Source organism: Streptomyces sp. NPDC048349 (assembly GCF_040651925.1).
GTDB lineage: Bacteria > Actinomycetota > Actinomycetes > Streptomycetales > Streptomycetaceae > Streptomyces.
This window is the reverse complement of record NZ_JBEZLA010000150.1, coordinates 1-1,320: the sequence shown is the minus strand read 5'-3', so window position 1 is coordinate 1,320 and position 1,320 is coordinate 1. Positions and strand designations below refer to the sequence as shown.

The following is a 1,320-nucleotide window of genomic DNA, read 5'->3' as shown; positions in this document are numbered from 1 at the left end:
CAGGTTGCAGGGAGCCACGCCCCCGCCGGCCCCATGACCGCCGAAGGCGGGGCCGGCGGGCGCATCAAATCGCTACGCGCTCCTCACATCTCAGCGTCCGGCGGCCGTCCGGGGTCCAACCCGCACCAGACAGCGACCAGAAGCACCCGGCGAGACGGGCGGCGCGTCAAATCGCTACGCGCTCCCCAAATCTCAGCGTCCGGCGGCCGTCCGGGGCCCAACCCGCACCAGACAGCGGGCAGAAGGGCATTCCACGGCGTGGGCGCGACTCGGCGACCGGCGGCCGTCAGGGGTGGAGGCCACTGTGTGTGCGGGGAGGGGGGACGGGTGGGTGGACGTCAGTGCTGGCTTTCGCGGTGGAGGTCGCGGAGCAGGGCGATCTCGGCTCCGTGGTGCAGTACCTCCTGGTTCACCCACCATGCGATGTTGATGAAGGGTTCCTCCGCGTCGCCGCCGTGGGGGTAGGTGCAGTACCCAATGGTGTCCAGTGCGGCGTCGTCGACGCTCAGCAGCGCCTTCCGCCAGGCAGCGGCGGCCGTGTCAAAGGCTGCGACTGCCTCGTCGACGTCCCCGGTGACGGGATAGTCGTCCCGGGTCCGCGTGCGGCTGCCGGCCGTATGGTCGGCGCGCAAGGTCAGCATTTCGCTGAGGTGGCTCAGGCGCCACGCGATGGTGGTGAACGGCGGCGGCCAGGGGTGCGGGTACGTCGCTGCGTCGCGGCCCCAGTCACCCGTGCCGGCGAGGAGCGTGGCGCGCGGCCCAGGTCCCTCAGTTCGCCGCCGCACCGACCAGCACCCCCGCACCGGCTCCCAGAGGTATTCCTCGCCCGTCATGGGACCGACCTTGGTGTCCGTCCCGTCACCGCTGTCCATGACGGGCCCCGACATCCGGTTGGCGAGGCGCTCGCGGGCGAAGTCGAACTGCTCCACCAAGGGAACCAGCCGAGAGGGGATCACGATCACTCCTGGAACGAACTGCGGACTCTGAGCTGACGCACCAGCCTTTCAGAGCAGCCCCGCCGCTGCGTCTGATTTTCGCCCACCCCCGCCCCAGCACTTCCGGCCGCCGTCCAGTGCGCCCACGGCCTCGCCAGACACTTCCGGCCGCCGTCCAGTGCGCCCACGGCCTCGCCAGACACTTCCGGCCGCCGTCCAGTGCGCCCACGGCATGGAATGCGCTTCTGGTCGCTGTCTGGTGCGGGTTGGACCCCAGACGGCCGCCGGACGCTGAGATCTGAGGAGCGCGTAGCGATTTGATGCGCCCGCCGGCCCCGCCTTCGGCGGTCATGGGGCCGGGCGGGGGCGTGGCTCCCTGCAACCT

General features: G+C 71.1%; 1 protein-coding gene. It reads right to left on the bottom strand.

Translation table 11 applies throughout. The annotated features are described in order from the left end of the window. Positions 1-338 precede the first annotated feature (338 nt). Positions 339-959, bottom strand: coding sequence for a DinB family protein (locus AB0D44_RS34360; protein ID WP_362598839.1), 621 nt, complete (start codon positions 957-959; stop codon positions 339-341). Positions 960-1,320: the final 361 nt, after the last annotated feature.